General features: G+C 64.7%; 16 protein-coding genes. 1 reads left to right on the forward strand and 15 read right to left on the reverse strand.

Annotated features, from left to right (window positions below; all coding sequences use genetic code 11):
* Positions 1-62: 62 nt before the first annotated feature.
* The 15 genes from ACPEH8_RS12665 to dnaA form a co-directional block, all read right to left on the reverse strand.
* The gene (locus tag ACPEH8_RS12665; RefSeq protein WP_423666977.1) at positions 63-1,154 is read right to left on the reverse strand and encodes a PA0069 family radical SAM protein; all 1,092 of its coding nucleotides are present in this window, start codon (positions 1,152-1,154) and stop codon (positions 63-65) included.
* 217 nt (positions 1,155-1,371) lie between these two features.
* Positions 1,372-2,115, reverse strand: a complete 744-nt coding sequence (locus tag ACPEH8_RS12670; RefSeq protein WP_136005788.1) for a pyridoxine 5'-phosphate synthase — start codon at positions 2,113-2,115, stop codon at positions 1,372-1,374.
* Positions 2,116-2,119: 4 nt separating this feature from the next.
* Positions 2,120-2,377 (reverse strand): hypothetical protein, encoded by a 258-nt coding sequence (locus tag ACPEH8_RS12675; protein WP_017356927.1) that lies wholly within the window; start codon positions 2,375-2,377, stop codon positions 2,120-2,122.
* 67 nt (positions 2,378-2,444) lie between these two features.
* A complete protein-coding gene (gene cls / locus ACPEH8_RS12680; RefSeq protein WP_017356926.1) occupies positions 2,445-3,905 on the reverse strand; it encodes a cardiolipin synthase in 1,461 nt (486 codons plus the stop codon).
* 102 nt (positions 3,906-4,007) lie between these two features.
* Entirely contained in the window at positions 4,008-4,421 is a 414-nt protein-coding gene (locus tag ACPEH8_RS12685) for an ExbD/TolR family protein (protein ID WP_017356925.1), read from the reverse strand.
* Between the two features lie 3 nt (positions 4,422-4,424).
* A complete protein-coding gene (locus ACPEH8_RS12690) occupies positions 4,425-4,850 on the reverse strand; it encodes an ExbD/TolR family protein (protein ID WP_017356924.1) in 426 nt (141 codons plus the stop codon).
* Between the two features lie 58 nt (positions 4,851-4,908).
* Positions 4,909-5,670 (reverse strand): TonB-system energizer ExbB, encoded by a 762-nt coding sequence (exbB, locus tag ACPEH8_RS12695; RefSeq protein ID WP_017356923.1) that lies wholly within the window; start codon positions 5,668-5,670, stop codon positions 4,909-4,911.
* A gap of 85 nt (positions 5,671-5,755) precedes the next feature.
* Complete coding sequence (locus ACPEH8_RS12700; protein WP_136005792.1) at positions 5,756-6,424, reverse strand: energy transducer TonB; 669 nt, start codon at positions 6,422-6,424, stop codon at positions 5,756-5,758.
* A 146-nt stretch (positions 6,425-6,570) separates the two neighbouring features.
* Positions 6,571-7,764 carry a tetratricopeptide repeat protein gene (locus ACPEH8_RS12705; protein ID WP_136005793.1) on the reverse strand — a complete coding sequence of 398 codons (1,194 nt, stop codon included), beginning with the start codon at positions 7,762-7,764 and terminating at the stop codon, positions 6,571-6,573.
* A gap of 133 nt (positions 7,765-7,897) precedes the next feature.
* Positions 7,898-8,704, reverse strand: coding sequence for a M48 family metallopeptidase (locus ACPEH8_RS12710; RefSeq protein WP_017357102.1), 807 nt, complete (start codon positions 8,702-8,704; stop codon positions 7,898-7,900).
* A 73-nt stretch (positions 8,705-8,777) separates the two neighbouring features.
* Positions 8,778-9,629 carry a CPBP family intramembrane glutamic endopeptidase gene (locus ACPEH8_RS12715; protein WP_017357101.1) on the reverse strand — a complete coding sequence of 284 codons (852 nt, stop codon included), beginning with the start codon at positions 9,627-9,629 and terminating at the stop codon, positions 8,778-8,780.
* A gap of 73 nt (positions 9,630-9,702) precedes the next feature.
* Entirely contained in the window at positions 9,703-12,162 is a 2,460-nt protein-coding gene (gene gyrB, locus ACPEH8_RS12720; RefSeq protein ID WP_136005795.1) for a DNA topoisomerase (ATP-hydrolyzing) subunit B, read from the reverse strand.
* A 113-nt stretch (positions 12,163-12,275) separates the two neighbouring features.
* Positions 12,276-13,373 (reverse strand): DNA replication/repair protein RecF, encoded by a 1,098-nt coding sequence (recF, locus tag ACPEH8_RS12725; RefSeq protein WP_017357099.1) that lies wholly within the window; start codon positions 13,371-13,373, stop codon positions 12,276-12,278.
* 829 nt (positions 13,374-14,202) lie between these two features.
* Positions 14,203-15,303 (reverse strand): DNA polymerase III subunit beta, encoded by a 1,101-nt coding sequence (gene dnaN, locus ACPEH8_RS12730; RefSeq protein ID WP_019184048.1) that lies wholly within the window; start codon positions 15,301-15,303, stop codon positions 14,203-14,205.
* A 276-nt stretch (positions 15,304-15,579) separates the two neighbouring features.
* The gene (gene dnaA, locus ACPEH8_RS12735) at positions 15,580-16,914 is read right to left on the reverse strand and encodes a chromosomal replication initiator protein DnaA (protein WP_017357097.1); all 1,335 of its coding nucleotides are present in this window, start codon (positions 16,912-16,914) and stop codon (positions 15,580-15,582) included.
* 252 nt (positions 16,915-17,166) lie between these two features.
* Here dnaA and rpmH point away from each other — a divergent pair, with 252 nt between their 5' ends.
* Entirely contained in the window at positions 17,167-17,307 is a 141-nt protein-coding gene (gene rpmH / locus ACPEH8_RS12740) for a 50S ribosomal protein L34 (RefSeq protein WP_006404565.1), read from the forward strand.
* The last annotated feature ends 3 nt before the right edge of the window (positions 17,308-17,310 follow it).

Below are 17,310 nucleotides of genomic sequence, written 5' to 3' on the forward strand. Positions count from 1 at the left end.
ACGCCCCTCATGGGCGACAGCGGATTGTTGGCGCAGGTCCGGCCGGGTGTCCAGCCGCCGAGCTAGAACAGCGATCCCTGCGGCGAATCCTCGCGCGGCGGCAAGGGGCGCTGGAAGCGGCTGCAGTCCAGGCGTGGCCAGTGGCTGTTCTGGGCGTCGAAGCCCAGCCGCCGGCGCGCGAGTTTGAAGCGGTTGGAGAGCAGGTCGGCGTAGACGCCTTCGCCGCGCATGCGGGTGCCAAAGGCGCTGTTGTAGTCCTTGCCGCCGCGCAGCTGGTTGATGGTGCTCATCACGTGGGCGGCGCGGTCGGGGTGATGGGTGTCGAGCCAGTCTCGGAACAGCGGGGCCACTTCCAGCGGCAGGCGCAGCAGCACGTAACCGGCGGTGGAGGCGCCGGCGTCGTGGGCGGCCTCGAGCACGGCCTCCAGTTCGGCGTCGTTGATCCACGGAATCACCGGAGCCACCATTACGCCCACCGGGATGCCGGCGGCGTGCAGCCGCCGCATCGCACGCAGGCGGGCGTGCGGGGCCGAGGCGCGCGGTTCGAGCCGGGCCGACAGATGGGGGTCCAGCGAGGTCACCGAGAAGTGCACGCTCACCAGGTTCTTCTCGGCCAGCGGCGCGAGCAGGTCGATGTCGCGCTCCACCAACGCGTTCTTGGTGATCAGCGAGAACGGGTGCTGGGTTTCCAGCATCACCTCGATCAGCTGCCGGGTGAGCTTGAGCTTGCGCTCGATCGGCTGGTAGGCGTCGGTGTTGATGCCGAGCGCGATCGGTTGCGGCACGTAGCCGGGGCGAGAGAGTTCCTTGCGCAGCAGCTGGGCGGCGTTGGTCTTGGCGAACAGCTTGGTTTCGAAGTCCAGGCCGGGCGACAGGTTGAGGTAGGCATGCGAGGGCCGCGCGAAGCAGTACGAGCAGCCATGCTCGCAACCGCGGTACGGATTGACCGATTGGCTGAAGCCGACGTCGGGCGACTTGTTGCGGCTGATGATGCTGCGCGCAGTCTCCGCACGCACTTCGGTGCGCAGGCGCGGAGTAGCGAATTCGTCGCTGTCGTCCGGCTCCCAGCCGTCGTCCACGGCTTCGCTGACGGTGACCTCGAAACGGCCCGCCAGGTGCGTCGTGGAACCTCGGCCTTTGATCGCGATACCCATGATCACAGGCTAGCCGGACGGGGTCTCAGCGATTGAGACCCTGCAGGCAGGCGAGGGGCTGGCAACGGCGTGTGCATGGTTAGCAGTATTACTAACCACAACCCAAAAGGGAAGCAGAACCCTTGTGCCTGCTGGGTTTGCGGGCCCTAGGCGCGGGTTGATCCCCAATGTTGTCCACAGGCCACGCTGACGGGTCACGCCACGTCAGCGATGGGTCTCAGAGCAGCGCCAGGTAGCCTTTCACTGTGGCGTCGAGGCCGTCGTACAGGGCTTCGCTGATCAGCGCATGGCCGATCGAGACTTCCAGCACGTCAGGGACGGCGCGCAGGAAGTCGGCGAGGTTGTCCTGCGACAGGTCGTGCCCGGCGTTGACCCCCAGGCCCACCGCCTGGGCCCGGCGGGCAGCGTCGGCGAACAGGGCCAGCATGGCGGTGGCATCGCCGGCGGCGTGGGCCTCGGCATAGGGGCCGGTGTAGAGCTCGATGCGGTCGGCGCCGATGGCAGCAGCCTGGGCCAGGTCCGGGTTGCCGGCATCGACGAACAGGCTGACCCGGCACCCGTAGGACTTCAGTGCGGCGATCAGCGGGCGCAGGCGCTCGGCGTCACGGGCGAAGTCGAAGCCGTGGTCGGAGGTGAGCTGGCCGTCGCCATCGGGCACCAGCGTTGCCTGCGCGGGGCGGGTCTGCTCGCACAGCGGCAGCAGGCCCGGATAGCCCTCGCGCGGCGGGGCGAAAGGATTGCCTTCGATGTTGAACTCGATGCCACGCGCGGTGGTCAGCGCCGACAGCGCCAGCACATCCTCGGCGTGGATATGCCGGCGGTCCGGGCGCGGGTGCACCGTGATGCCATGCGCGCCAGCGTCCAGGCAGGCGCGGGCGGCCTGCAGGACATCCGGATCGGTGCCGCCGCGCGAGTTGCGCAGGACGGCGATCTTGTTCACGTTGACGCTGAGCTGGGTCATGGGACTACAGGGGGTCGGGGTCGTCGGTAGCCGGCTGCTGGCGGGCCTGGGCCTGCTCGCGCAACCGGCGCAGTTCGAGGGGATCGATAAGCTGGCTGGTATCGCGCTGCAGCCCACCGAAGCGGGCAACGTACAGACCGCGCACCCAGGCCAGCAGGAACAGCAGCGTGCCGGCCAGTGCCAGCATCATCCATCCCATCTGGGATGCCTTGAGCGCGAGGGCGAAGCAGCCCAGCGCGAGCAGCAGGAACAACCAGTACATGTCAGCACTCCCCGTTTGACCCGGGCAGTGTAGCGCCGAGGCCAAGCGCGGTTCCACGCAGCCGGTCTCAGAGCAGCGGCGAGGCCAGGCGGGCGAAGGCTTCGGGCACCCGGTGACGCCACAGGGCGCGCTGGCGGTCGTTGCGCACCGGCACAGCGGCGTCGAACTCGGCACTGAGCAGGGCGGCGAGGGCCGCCACGCGGTCGGCGTCGCCGAGCATCATCGACAGCTCGAAGTTGAGGCGGAAGCTGCGGTGATCGAAGTTGGCGCTGCCGACGATGCAGACATCGTCGTCGGCGATGAAAGCCTTGGTATGCAGCATGCGCGGGCCGTACTCGTAGATCTTGACGCCGGCCTGCAGCAGCTCGTCGAAGTACGAGCGCGCAGCCTGGGTGACGAACCAGGAGTCGCTCATCTTCGGCACCAGCAGGCGCACGTCCAGACCACCGAGCGCGGCCGAGGTCAGCGCCATGCGGGCGGCCTCACCGGGGACGAAGTACGGGGTGACCAGCCAGACCCGTTCGCGCGCCTCGTGGATGGCGGCCACATGCAGGCGGTGGATCGTTTCCCAGGACGAATCCGGGCCGGATACCAGCACCTGCGCATTGATGCGGCCATCGCCCCGACTGGGCATGTCGTTGGGCCACAGTTGGGCGATGTCGAAGCGCTCGGGCGGTTCGCCGCTGGCGTAGATCCAGTCTTCGATGAAGACAAGCTGGAGGCTGCGCACGACGTGGCCGCGAAGGCGCATGTGCAGGTCGCGGTACGCATCGGCGCGGCGGCTCTCATCTTCCTCGTCGGTGATGTTGATGCCGCCGGTGAAGGCTTCGCGGCCGTCGATGATGACCAGCTTGCGGTGCGTGCGCATGTTGAGCCCTGGCCGCTTGAACGGCTTGAGCAGCTGCCGTGGATGGAACCACACCACCTCGGCGCCTGCCTCGCGCAGCGGCGCCAGGAAGCGTTTGCGGATCGCCGAGGAGCCCACCGCATCGAGCAGAAGGCGCACGCGTACGCCGGCGCGGGCGCGCTCCACCAGTGCGTCGCGCAGGGCGGTGCCGGCGTGGTCGGGGTTGAAGATGTAGTACTCCAGGTGGAGGTGGTCACGCGCCTGCGCGATGGCCGCCAGCAGGGCCCGGTAGGTGGCCGCGCCATCCACCAGCCATTCGACCTCGGTAGCCGAGCTGGGGGCCAGGCCGGTGGTGGCCTGGGCGATCTTGGCCAGCTCGGTGCAGTCGGCATCGGGCGGACACACGCTGCTGTAATGCTCCATGCCCGACCGCGAGCGCCCGCGGCGCAGGCGCTGGCGCTTCACCTTCTGCGGGCCGAGCAGGTAGTAGATGAAGAGGCCGAGGTAGGGCAGGGCGGCCAGCGACAGGATCCAGCTCAGCGTGGCCACCGGCTCGCGCTTCTGCAGCATGATCCAGCCGGTCAGCCAGAGCAGGTACAGCACGTAGGCCACGGCAAGCAGCGGGCCCAGGTGGGGAATGCCCGCGATCCAGTCGCGGAGGGTATGGAAGGTGGCGAGCATGTGCGGATGATAGCGGGCTGTGCCTCCAGCGCGGCGCCAAAAAAAAAACGCCCCTGTCTCCAGGGGCGTTTTCCAGTCGCGTCATGACTGTGGTCTTGCGTATTACTGCTGTACGAAACCGATCTTCTTCATCTGAGCATTCTTCGCGGCAGCCAACACCTTGGCCATCACGTCGTACTCGGAGTCCGGGCTGGCGTCGATGCGCAGTTCCGGCTGGTTCGTCGGGTCCTTCTGGACCTCCTGCTCCATGCGCTGCTGCAGCTCGTGCACGGGAACCGGACTGTTGTTCCACGTCACCTGGTTGCTGGCGTCCACCTTCAGCTCGATCGGCGGCGGCGGCTCGACCAGCTGCGGCGGTGGGTTGAGCACACGCTGCGGCAGGTCCACGGCGATCGGGTAGGTCATGATCGGCGCGGTGACGATGAAGATGATCAGCAGCACCAGCATCACGTCCACGAGGGGCGTGACGTTGATGTCGGCCATTGGGCCCTTGTTACCACCGGTACTGAATGCCATGACTTACTGCCCCTTCTCTTTGGTGGCAACGAAGCCAACATCGAGCATGCCCTGTTCCTGCGCAACCTTGGTCATCTCGTTGATGACGCGCATCTTGGTGGTGCGGTCACCACGCAGGTTGAGCGGCGGCTGCGGGGTCTGCTGGGCGGCGGTCGCCAGGCGAGACTCGAGGGTCTGCTTGTCGATTTCCTCGTCGTTCCAGTAGATCGAGCCGTCTTCCTTGACTGCCAGGGTGATCGGGCCCGAACGCTTTTCAGCGTCTTCCGGGTTCTGCACCAGGTTGGCCTCCGGCAGATCCACCTTGACCTTGTGGGACATCAGGGGCGCCGTGATGATGAAGATGATCAGCAGCACCAGCATCACGTCCACGAGGGGCGTAACGTTGATGTCGGCCATGGGGCCGCCGCTGTTACCACTACTGAAAGCCATAACGGGCTCCGTCTAGATCGTGTTGACTACGTTCTCGCCTGGGTACAGCGCGTCGCAATTAGCGGACGCGCGAACCGGTGGCGAAGAAGTCGTGCAGGTCGTGAGCGAACGTATCGAACTTGCTGATCGTGGCGCTGTTGATCTTGCTGAAGAAGTTGAAGGCGAACACGGCCGGGATTGCCACGAACAGACCGATGGCGGTCATGATCAGGGCTTCACCCACCGGGCCGGCAACGGCGTCGATGGAGGCCGAACCGGTTGCACCGATCTTGATCAGCGCGCCGTAGATGCCCCACACGGTACCCAGCAGACCCACGAACGGAGCGGTTGCGCCGACGGTGGCCAGCAGGGTCATGCCCGACTGCAGGTTGTTGCTTTCGCGGGTCACGGCCTGACGCAGGGCGCGGTCGACGAACTCCGAACGGCTCAGGTTCTCACCCAGGCCACCGGTGGCGCCGCCTTCGGCACGCTGGTGGTGGGCAGCGGCCTGCGCAGCGTCCAGGGCGATCTTCGAGAAGGGCTCGGAAGCCGGCTGCTCTTCCATCGCACGGATGGCGTCCTGGGCGTTCGGGGTATCCCAGAACAGGCTCACGACCTTGTCAGCAGCGCTCTTCAGGCGGGTAGCGCGGAAGATGTTGATGACGGTCCAGTACCAGGACATGGCGGACATGATGACCAGGGTCAGCAGCACGACCCAGGAGACGGCGAAGTCGCCCGGCTTGGTGGTCATTTCGTGGATCAGGTGCTCGAAGCCCATCTGCGAGAGGGCGTTCGACGAGTTGCCCCCGGCAGCAGCGGCGATGAAAATTTCCTGCAGCATGACGCTTACCTTTGTTGTGTGTGGTGATAAAGGGTGTGGCTAGAAACAACCGATGGAACGGTGGCCGGCGGGCCACCGGCGACCATCAGTTCAGCGCAAAGTTGACCGGGACGCGAACGCGACCTGCGACCTTCTTCCCGCCCGACTCCGCAGCACGGAAGCTCCACTTGCGAGCTGCTTCCATCGCGGCGCGGTCAAGGTCACGGTTACGGCTGGACTTCTCGACCGAGACATTGGTGACGTTGCCGTTGGCATCGACATCAATGATCAGGATGACTTCACCCTGGATACCTGCGCGGAACGCGGCCGGCGGGTAGCGCGGGGGGTTCATGTTCTTCGACGAGATGTCGACGCTTGCCTCGATCGACGTCGGCGGAGCCGGCGGCGAGGGGGGCGACGGCGGCGTGACGATGTCGTTCGGACGCGGTTCCGGGACGTCGACCACAGGCGCCTGCGGCGGCGGCGGCACCGGCGAGGGCTTCGGCGGCGACAGGTTCTTCACCGGCGGCGGCGGAGTATCCTGCGGCGGCGGCGGCGGCGGCGGCGGTGGGGGCGGCGGCGGAGCGTCGACCAGGGTCACCATGATGTTGCGTTCCTTCTCCGCAGCGGCCTTGGGAGCCACAGCCGGGATCAGAAGCATCATGAAGGCGGCGAGATGCAGTGCGATTACAAAAGCGATACCCACGATACGCGGCCAGCTGAAGCCGGTGTCATCGCGTTGTTCGTACCTGTGAACGACTAGTTGTTCCGTCATGCGCCAAGAGCTCATTAGTGGGGCCGGGATACCCGGGGACAGGTAGCCCATGATCAGCGGTGCATGACACCGCAGGAACCTCCAAGCTTATACCAATCCTGAGCGCCTGCGCATCAATCGCGCGGGCGTTCAGGCGTTATTCCTACTTACTTCAGGTTGATGATTTTCTTGGCATCCGCCTGGTTCTTCACACCCTTTGCCAGCGCCTGCTGGGCGGCCTGCTTGGCCTCCGGGATGCGACCTTCACTGTGCAAAACACGTGCCAGATTCAGGTAGGTTTCACCGTCCTTGGAAAGCGGGGCGGCCTTCTGCCACGCCTCGATGGCCTGCGGCACCTGGTCGGAGTAGTAGTAGGACTGGGCCAGCGCCAGGTACACCTGGTAGTCCGGCTTCAGGATGCCCTTCTGCAACCCTTCGTTGATGACCGCGATGACGTCCTTTTCCTTGTTGTCGGTGTTGGCATAGATCGAGTACAGCTGCTTGTACTCACGCTCTTCGGTGAGCTGGCCGGAGGCGCGCAGCTTGTCCATCACCGAGGCGGCCTTGTCCATCTGGTCGGCCTGCATGTACATGCTGGCCAGGTTCAGCTGGGCTTTCTTGTCGTTCGGGTTGCGGGCGGCCAGCGCTTCGGCCTGCTTGACCGCTTCACCGGTCTGGCCGGCTTCGGACATGGCGGCCATCAGCAGCTGGTTCCAGCTGTCCTTCGGTTCGGTGGCACCGGCGATGGCCTGCTGCAGCACCGGGATGGCATCGGCGTAGCGCTGCATCTGGTACAGGGCCTGGCCCTTGATCACCAGTTCTTCCGGCTTGGCCGACTTGCTCTCGGCGAAGTACTTGTCCAGCGTGGCCAGGCCTTCCTGGAGCTGGTCGTCCTGCAGCTGCAGCTGGCCGAGCATCAGCATCGACTGGAAGTAGCCGTTGTTGTCCAGGCCGTTGAAGTCCAGCGCCTGCTGCAGATACTTCTTGGCCGCTGCGTTGTCTTCGGTCTGGTAGGCGGCCTGCGAGGCCAGCTGCGCAGCCAGCGACTTGTCGTAGGCATTGGCGTCGGCGTTGGCGAGGATCTCGTCAGCCTGGGCGCGGGTTTCCGGGAACTTCTGCTTGTTGTAGTTGTCTACCAGCTTCTGCAGCTTGCTGCCCATCTTGGCAGAGGCCTTGACGGTCGGCTCCTGGCGGGTCGCGTTCGGGAAAAGCACTTCGGCCTTGGCCTGCTTTCCACCGCGGCGATCACTGGAACGATCGGTCGAACGCGTCTGGGCGACGGCATCGGTGACGACCACGCCACCGAGTGCGGTCGCGATGAGGACGGAAAGCACGGCTTGCTTGTGGTTGCTGAAAATCATCTTTCACCTCGATCGGAACCGCCGTGGCGGCATCAAAACGGACTGTCAGAAAAATCTGAGCCGCCAAACGTATCAGAAACCGATGGCGTGAGAAATCGTTTCCGATGCTGCAATACAGCATCCTTTGGTCGAATCATCCGCACCGTGGACGCCGCCCGGCCGCCTGGGCCTGCTGGTACACGTCTGCGAGGGCGGGCGCGTCGCGCTGCAGTTCCCGGATCCGGTTGCTGGGATCGGGGTGGGTGGACATCCACTGCGGTGAGCGCCCGCTGCTGGCCGCCATCATGTTCTGCCACAGATTGACCGCCTGCGCCGGATCGAAACCGGCCTCGGCCATCAGGCGCTGGCCCAGCACGTCCGCTTCGGATTCCTGGGTGCGCGAGCCGGGCAGCAGGAAGGCGGTCTGCGCGGTCATGCCGCCGAGCTGGTTGACCGTACTGGCCGCAGCATCGCCGTACGCAGCGCCGGCGAGCATGCCGAGCACGCTCAGGCCGGTCTGCGCGCCCATCTGGCGGGTGATGCGCTCCTCGTGGTGGCGGGCGATCACGTGCCCGATCTCGTGCCCGATCACGGCGGCGAGCTGGTCCTGGTTTTTGGCGACGGTGAGGATGCCCGAGTTCACCCCGACCTTGCCGCCGGGCAGGGCGAACGCGTTGGGTTCGCTGTCGACGAACACGGCCGTTTCCCACCGTACGCCACGGTACTGAGGCGGCAACTGTGCGACCAGCGCATCGACCACGCACTGCACGTAGGAATTCTGCCGGCCGTCAGTGCTGACTTTTTCCTTCTGCTTGGTCTGGGCGAACGCCTGGGCGCCGAGCTGGTCCAGCTCGGCCTGGGACACGCCGCCCACCATCTGACGCCGACCGGTCGGCGAGGTGGTGGTCGCGCATGCGCTGACCAGCAGCGCGATCGCAAGTCCCAACAGAACTGGTTTCATCAATGCGTCCCCCGTGTTCATGTCCGCAGTGTCGTATGTGACGGCTTAATTTTTCGTCAATCGGCCCAGCGGTTCAGTGCAGGCCGAGGAACACCAGCGCTGCCAGGGCGATCGCGTTGTTCAGGCCGTGCGCGACGATCGGTGCCCACAGGGTGCCGGTCTTCTGGTACAGCCAGGCGAAGGCCGCACCCATGCCACCGTAGACCAGCCACAGCTGCGCGATTTCCAGCGGGCCGTTGGCGCTGGTGCCGGGAATCTCATGAACCAGGGCGAAGGCCAGGCTGCTCAGCAGCATGCCGAGCAGCGGCCGCCCGGCCTGCCACAGGCGCCCGAACAGGACCCGGCGGAACAGCAGTTCTTCATAGGCCGGCGCAAGCACGACAGCAAACAGCGCCAGGAAGAGCGGAAAGCGCGACAGCGCCTGTTCCATCAGGCCAAGGTTGGTCGGGACCGGCTCGATGCCGGCCTGCTTGGCCAGGAAGGCAATGCCGTTGCTGCCGATCACGACGCCGGCAGCGACGAGGACGGTCCAGCCCCAGGTGCCGGGGCGGCGGGCGGCGCTGCGCGACGCGGCCTGTTCCACGGGGGTGGCGCGACGGCGCCAGAAGTACAGCAGCAGGGCGGCACCGCCGGTGGCGATGAGCGCCATCAGAATCTGGGCGAGTGCGCCGGGTTGGCCCAACTGTGCGGTGAGGTCGGCGGCCGAACCCACCGTATCGCCACTCTTGGCGGCGGCATAGCCGACCATGATGCCGCGATACACGCCCCAGACCAGGCCGGCCATCAGGCTCAACCCGAACAGTACGATCGCGGCGATGCCCAGATCGATGAAGAAACCGGCCAACGGGGAGCCGGGTTTGCTGGTCGCCGGCGGAACCGTCGGCGGCAGGGGAGGCGTCATGGACGCCGGGGCGGTAGCGGACATCGGATTCCTGGCATCGGGAGACGATGGCCGGCCAGGGTGCAGGTCGCACCCGGCCGGCCTTGCCCCGATTGTGTCAGATATCCAGGTTGGCGACCTTCAGCGCGTTGTCTTCGATGAAGTCACGGCGCGGCTCGACCACATCGCCCATCAGGGTGCTGAAGATCTGGTCGGCGGCGACCGCGTCTTCGATGCGCACCTGCAGCAGGCGACGGGTATCCGGATTGACCGTGGTGTCCCACAGCTGTTCCGGATTCATTTCGCCCAGGCCCTTGAAGCGCTGGATCTGGCGGCCCTTCTTGGCTTCGTCCAGCAGCCAGTCGCGTGCCTGCGAGAAACTCTCGACCTCCACCGACTTGGCGCCACGGCTGATCTTCGCGCCAGCACGGACCAGGCCGTGCAGCAGCAGCGAGGACTGGTGCAGGGCGCGCAGTTCGCCGGTTTCGAAGGCACTCAACGGCAGTACCTGGATCAGCTCTTCGCCCATGTGGCGACGCGTGACCAGCACGGCCGCCGGACGCTCGTCGGTGGGTTCCTGCAGCTGCAGGCTGTACCGCGGCGAGCCCAGGCTGCCCTGGTTGAGGCGGGTGGCCAGCGCGGCCAGGCCTTCTTCGGCACCGGCCTTGCGCAGGTGTTCCAGGTCCATCGGGGTGAAGTCGATCAGGGCTTCGAGCAGCTGGCGATCGTAGCGATGGGCATTGCGGCTGATCGCGTCCTGCGCCGCAGCGTAGGTGAGCAGCAGCTTTTCCAGACCCACGCCTTCGATGCCGGGCTCGCCATCGGCCGGCACCAGCGATGCGTTCTCCACGGCGCTGCTGGCCAGGTAGGCGTCCAGCGCAGGATCGTCCTTCAGGTACAGCTCCTGCTTGCCCTGCTTGATCTTGTACAGCGGCGGCAGACCGATGTAGACGTGACCGCGCTCGATCAGCTCCGGCATCTGACGGTAGAAGAACGTCAGCAGCAGCGTGCGGATGTGCGCGCCGTCGACGTCGGCGTCGGTCATGATGATGATGCGGTGGTAACGCAGCTTGTCCGGGTTGTACTCGTCCCGGCCAATGCCGGTGCCGAGCGCGGTGATCAGCGTACCGACCTGGTCGGAGGCAAGCATGCGATCGAAGCGGGCGCGTTCCACGTTGAGGATCTTGCCGCGCAGCGGCAGCACCGCCTGGTTCTTGCGGTTGCGGCCCTGCTTGGCCGAGCCACCTGCCGAGTCACCCTCGACAATGAACAGTTCGGACAGCGCCGGGTCCTTTTCCTGGCAGTCGGCGAGCTTGCCCGGCAGGCCGGCGATGTCCAGCGCGCCCTTGCGGCGGGTCAGGTCGCGGGCCTTGCGGGCGGCTTCGCGCGCACGGGCGGCGTCGACGATCTTGCCGGCGATCGCCTTGGCTTCGTTCGGGTTTTCCTGCAGGAACTCTTCCAGTCGCTGGCCGAACGCGCTTTCCACGGCCGGACGCACATCCGAGCTGACCAGCTTTTCCTTGGTCTGGCTGGAGAAGCTCGGATCGGGCACCTTCACCGACAGCACCGCGATCATGCCTTCGCGCATGTCGTCGCCGGTCAGGTTGATCTTGGCCTGCTTGGCGATGCCGTTCTGCTCGATGTAGTTGTTGAGCACACGGGTCAGCGCACCGCGGAAACCGGCCAGGTGGGTACCGCCGTCCTTCTGCGGGATGTTGTTGGTGAAGCAGTACATCGTTTCCTGGTAGGAATCGGTCCACTGCAACGCCACTTCCACGGTGATGCCGTTGGACTCGCCGGTCACCGAGATCACGTTCGGGTGCAGCGGGGTCTTCAACTGGGCCAGATGCTCCACGAAGCTGCGGATGCCGCCTTCGTAGTGGAAGTCGTCGCGCCGGCCATCGCCGCGCTCATCGATCAGGACGATCTTGACGCCGGAGTTGAGGAACGACAGTTCGCGCAGACGACGGGCCAGGATCTCGTAGTGGAATTCCACGTTGTCGTGGAACGCCTTCACCGACGGCCAGAAGCGCAGGGTGGTGCCGCGCTTGCTGCTGGGCTCCACCTGCGTGAGCGGGACCAGCGCCGCACCGTCGCTGTATTCCTGCTGGTAGTGGAAGCCGCCCTGATAAATGTCCAGCAGCAGCTTCTGCGACAGCGCGTTGACCACGCTGACACCGACACCGTGCAGACCGCCGGACACCTTGTAGCTGTTGTCGTCGAACTTGCCGCCGGCGTGCAGCACGGTCATCACGACTTCCGCCGCGGAGACCTCGCGATCGAGCTTCTTGCTCATCTGCTCGTGCTTGCCGGTCGGGATACCGCGACCGTTGTCGGACACCGACACCGACCCATCGGCGTGAATCGTCACCGCCACGTGATCGGCATGGCCGGCCAAGGCTTCGTCGATGGAGTTGTCGACCACCTCGAACACCATGTGGTGCAGACCGGTGCCGTCATGGACGTCACCGATGTACATGCCGGGACGCTTGCGGACTGCCTCCAGGCCTTCCAGGGCGGTGATGCTGTTGGCGTCGTAATTGCCGGTAGTTGCCGGGGTGTTCTGTTCTTCAGTCATTGCGCTTGCCGTAGGCTCCGCAGGTCGGGCCACCGCCGTGAGGCAGGGCGCCGAGAGATAAGGGGTTGCAACAGCAATTATACCAGTCGGGGGACGGGGCCCCTTGCCGACCACTATGGCACAGGCTGGACCTGCCCATGTTCCACGTGGAACCGAGCGATGTCGCTGACATCCGCCAACGCCGCCGGCGTCTCCGTGGCAGTGATGAATATCTGGGCGGGCCCGGCGCGCAGGCGATCCAGCACCCGCGCCTGATGGGTGCGATCCAGCTCGGAAGCCAGGTCATCCAAGGCGATCACCGGCCATTCGCCGCGCTGCTCGGCATAGTCTTCGGCCTGCGCCAGCAGGCAGGTGAGCGCGGTGAGCTTGGCCTGGCCGCGCGACAGTGCATCGCGCCCGGGAATGCTGGCAAAGCCCACACTCCAGTCGGCACGATGCGGTCCCACCGAAGTGTAGCCGGCCATGCGGTCACGTTCCCGCGCCAGCAGCAGCGCATCGGACAGCGACAGGTCCTGCTTGCGCCAGCCGGGGTTGAGACTCAGCGACTGGATGCCGAGGTTCGGCGCCAACGCGTGCGCCAGCTCGATCGTACGGTCCTGCAGCCGCTCCAGGTAGTGCTGGCGCCGCGTGGTCAGCGGCTCACCCGCCTCGGCCAGCTCGTGGTCCCAAGCATCGAGGGCATTGGGATGCCCACCTTGCTTGAGCAGGGCGTTGCGCTGCTTCAGGGCCCGCGAATAGCGCCGCCACAGCGCCAGAAAGTCGGGTTCCACGTGGAACAAGCCCCAATCGAGGAACCGACGGCGTGGTTCGCCCCCGCCGCTGACCAGCGCGTGGCTGCCCGGCTCGAAGGTCACCACCGCCAGGGCGGCACACAGGTTGCCGAGCTGGGCGACGTCTTCGCCATCCAGTCGACCCCTCCATTCCTGGCCACTGTGGCGAAGCCCGGCCTTTCGCCGCGTCGGCGCCACCGCACCGCGGCGTTGCTCGTCCCATTCGACGAATACATCCAGCGCTTCCTGCCCCTGACGCACCAGGCCGTCGCGAACGCGACCGCGGAAGCTGCGGCCGTATGCCATCACGTGCAACGCCTCGAGCACGCTGGTTTTGCCCGCGCCGTTGTCGCCAGTGATCAGATTGATGCCCGGTTGCGGTGCCAGGTCCACGCTGTCGAAGCGGCGGATCTGGTGCAGGGACAAACGACGGATGTGCATACGGACGATCTGGGCCGACGGCCGGGAAGGGTAGGGGTAATCAGTCAGCTTACTGCATCGGGCAGGTTCCACGGCCCCGTACCCACTCGCGTCCACCGGACACTCGATCCGGCCGCATCGACCACGTGGAACGTCCTCGAATTCGTTGAAATCTGCGCCGGCATCGGGGGTGCAGCCGTGCAGATTTCAAGAATTTCGCGCCATGTGGGGGCGTTGATTTCTTGAAATCTGAGGGACCGCCCAAGGGTTCGGTGAGCAGATCGCAAGGGATTCACGGGTACCGGCGTTGGCTGTCCACAGGGCCTCTGTATGACTTATGCACAATCTCTGCGCAACCTGTGGATAAAAAAGGTCCCTCCGGGTGCCCTTAAAGATATCCACAGGTTCAACCCCAGGCTCAGGGCCTGTTTTACCGGGGGTTTCGAGGTCCATTTCCCCTTTACTTTCAATGAGATAAGGTACTTTTCAACCAAATCTGGCCCTACCATCACCACCTAGCTTTAGATTTATATACAGTTTTTAAAGCATAGAGCTGTGATCCAGCTGCTGGAAGAACCACTCCTACGGCAGCGTCAGATCTGCTGCCGCGTGAATCGAGAAGAACCTGGAATCGCCCCGTTCCGACGCCGGCGGATGTGCCCACCTCTGTCCGCGCTCGCGCTGCCGTCCCCGAGAGGATCGTGTGCAACTCGGAGTGATCTGGAGTCGTGTTGTCGATGCAGATACGGTTCGCGAATGCTCCACGTGGAACAACACTGCAGCCAAAAGAAAACCCGGCACTCGGCCGGGTTTTCCTGATCAGTCTGTTCCACGTGGAACCGTGCATCGGTCAGAGGCGAAGCGGCATCACCACATGGCGCGACTTCTCGCTGCTGGCTTCACGCACCAGCGCCGACGAGTTGGAATCGCGCAGCTGGATCACGACGTGCTCGTCGCGCAGGGCCGACAGTGCATCCAGCAGATAGTTCACGTTGAAGCCGATGGCCAGATCGCTGACCGTGGTGTCGGCCTCGATCTCTTCCTGGGCTTCTTCCTGCTCGGGGTTGTGCGCGCTGATCTTGAGGTTGCCCGGCGAGACTTCGACGCGGATGCCGCGGTACTTCTCGTTGGACAGGATCGCGGCGCGCTGCAGCGAGGCACGCAGCGCTTCGCGATCAACCTTCACTTCGCGGTCGGCGCCAATCGGGATCACGGCCTCGTAATCCGGGAAGCGGCCGTCGATCAGCTTGGAGGTGAACGTCACATCGTCGCGCTTGACCCGCACGTGGCTGCGGCCGACTTCCAGCTCGATCTCGCGATCGCCGCTTTCCAGCAGCCGCTGCAGTTCGGTCACGCCCTTGCGCGGCACGATGATCTGACGCTTGGCACCACTGGCTTTTTCCAGTTCGGTTTCGCACAGCGCCAGACGGTGACCGTCGGTTGCCACGGTCCGCAGGGCATCGCCGCGCAGGTCGAACAACAGGCCGTTGAGGTAGTAGCGCACGTCCTGCTGGGCCATCGCGAATGCAGTGCGCTCGATCAGCTCCTTCAGGGTGGCTTCGCCGATGGCGACACGCTCGGTGGCTTCGACTTCGTCGACAGACGGGAAGTCGTTGGCCGGCAGCGTTGCCAGGGTGAAGCGGCTGCGGCCTGCCTGCACGGTGATCTTGTCACCGGTCTGCGAGACGGTGATCCGGCTGCCGTCGGGCAGGGCGCGGATGATCTCGAACAGCTTGCGGGCGGGGATGGTGGTCTCGCCGTCCTGGGCATCTTCCACCGCGATCCGCGACACCATCTCCACTTCCAGGTCCGTGCCGGTCAGCGAAAGCTGTCCGTTCTGGACCTGGACCAGGAAATTTGCCAGAACCGGCAGGGTCTGGCGGCGTTCGACCACGTTGACGACTTGTGCCAACGGCTTGAGAAAGGCTTCGCGCTGCAGTGTGAAACGCATGTGGTTCCGTGCCCCTATGCTTTAAAAAAATGTGGAATAAATCAAAAGCCTGGTGGTGCTGGTAGCGCCAGAATCGCTGGAAAACACAGCTAAGTCTTTGTAAATAAAAGAGTTTCCGACCGCGAAACCCTCTGCATTACTGCCCCTCAAGGGGTGGGGAAAGCTGTGGATAATTCTGCCGCAGATTCAGCGGGCTTTTTTATCCACAGCCTGTCCCGTGCTTGCTACCGGATTCTGCACCGTTTTATGCGATGACGCCTCAGCGGCGTACATGCATCATTCGCTCAACTTCCGGATCAGCTTGTCCCAGTCTTCCCTCAACTTGCCGTCGGTCTCCATCAGCGTGCGGATCTGGCGGCAGGCATGCAGCACCGTGGTGTGGTCCCGGCCGGCAAACGCGTCGCCGATTTCCGGCAGGCTGTGCTCGGTCAGTTCCTTGGTCAGCGCCATCGCCACCTGGCGGGGACGGGCCAACGACCGGGTCCGGCGCTTGGACAGCAGATCCTTGATCTGCAGCCCGTAGTAGTCGGCAACGGTTTTCTGGATGTTGGGAATGCTGATGGCCTGCTGCTGGGCACGCAGCAGATCGCGCAGGGTTTCCTGGGCGAAGTCGGTGGTGATCGCACGGCCGGTGAAATTGGCGCGGGCGGTCAACGTATTCAGCGCACCCTCGAGGTCGCGAACATTGGAGCGCATCTTCTTGGCAATCAGAAACGCCACATCGTCGGGGATCTCAGCACCGCGCTCGCGGGCCTTGGCGAGCACGATGGCCGCGCGGGTCTCGAAGTCCGGTGGCTCGATGGCCACCGACAGGCCCCAGGCCAGCCGCGACTTCAGCCGTGCTTCCAGGCCCTCGACTTCGCGCGGGTACCGGTCGCAGGTCAGGATGATCTGCTGCTTGCCGTCGAACAGGGCGTTGAACGTGTGGAAGAACTCTTCCTGGGTCCGATCCTTGCCGGCGAAAAACTGGATGTCATCGATCAGCAGCGCGTCCACCTGCTGGAACTGGCGCTTGAACTGATCCATGGTCTTTTCCTGCAACGCACGGATCATCGCGCTGAAGAACTGTTCCGAACGCAGGTAGAGCACCTTGGCGGCCGGGTTGGCCTGGCGCATCGCATTGCCGGCCGCGAACATCAGGTGGGTCTTGCCCAGACCGGTGCCGCCATACAGCAACAACGGGTTATGGGCGCGATCGCCGGGTTTCTGCGCCGCCTGGAACGCCGCGGCCAGACCCAGCTGGTTGCTGCGGCCTTCCACGAAGTTGGCGAAGGTGTAGTGCGAATCCAGGTTGCCGGCGAACGGTACCAGCGGCTCGGCCGGCACCACCGGGGCGGTGAAGCCCGAAATCGGCGCAATCTGCGGCTCCACCGGGCGCGGACGCGAGCCGATTTCAAGAAAAACGTCGCCGAAACCGGCGAAGTGCGTCAGCAGTTCCTTGATGCGTGCCAGGTACAGCTCGCGCACCTGGTCGACGATGAAGGCGTTTGGCGCATAAAGCACCAGGCTGTCCGCGCGCAGATCTGCCTGCAGCGGCTTCAACCAGGTGTGAACATCCTCAGGCGGAAACTCCGCTTCAAGGCGTTCGAGACAACGGGACCAGGCATCCATCGGCAATAATCGTCTGGGGCCAGCGCATAGGCGTAAAAAACCGCCGCACCGCAGGCCGGAAGGGGGAAGAATGGATGGCGCAGACTACCACCGACGAGGGAGGCCGGGAATGGTTGTCCCGAAGTTATTCACAAAATGATCCACAGCTATTGCACAGGCCGATGAAATCCCGTAGTGGGCAGGACTTGACGGCACCGCAGCCAGGTCTATAGAATTTCCGGTTCTTTCCGTCCCCTTCATATAGAGGCCCGCATGGCCACCAAGCGCACTTTCCAACCCAGCAACCTCAAGCGTAAGCGCGACCATGGCTTCCGTGCCCGTATGAAGACCGCTGACGGCCGCAAGATCCTGTCGCGTCGCCGCGCCAAGGGCCGCAAAGTCCTGAGCGCTTGATTG

The sequence above is a fragment of the Stenotrophomonas sp. NPDC077461 genome, assembly GCF_049545475.1.
GTDB classification, from domain to species: domain Bacteria; phylum Pseudomonadota; class Gammaproteobacteria; order Xanthomonadales; family Xanthomonadaceae; genus Stenotrophomonas; species Stenotrophomonas nematodicola.